Genomic DNA, 352 nt, shown 5'->3' on the forward strand with positions numbered 1-352 from the left:
CTTGGTGAAGATCACCTCATCGCGGCTGGGCGCGTTGATGAAACCGGCGACCGTATCCCGCGCCCCCTCATACAGCGCCGTGGCCTCCTCCGCCAGCACGTGCACGCCGCGGTGGACGTTGGCGTTGTGCCGCTCGTAGTAGCCCGCCAGCGCGTCCAGGACCTGCCGCGGTTTTTGCGAGGTGGCGGCGTTGTCCAGATAGACCACCCGCCGGCCGTCGTGGACCTGGCGGTCCAGGAGGGGGAAGTCCTTGCGGATCGCCTCCGTGTCCAAAAGCCCCGCCGGCCCCCTCACGTGAGCGCGCCGCCCTTCACGTAGGCCTCGTAGCCCTCGCTCTCCAGCTTGTCCGCCA

The 352-nt window shown here is 69.0% G+C and carries 1 protein-coding gene; it reads right to left on the minus strand.

Features of this window, described 5'->3' with window-relative positions; translation table 11 throughout:
• A partial coding sequence (locus IF55_RS35665) for an aminotransferase class V-fold PLP-dependent enzyme (protein ID WP_157854641.1) occupies positions 1-294 on the minus strand: 294 nt, incomplete at its 3' end.
• Between the last annotated feature and the right edge of the window lie 58 nt (positions 295-352).

The organism is Streptomyces varsoviensis, assembly GCF_000718635.1.
GTDB classification, from domain to species: domain Bacteria; phylum Actinomycetota; class Actinomycetes; order Streptomycetales; family Streptomycetaceae; genus Streptomyces; species Streptomyces varsoviensis.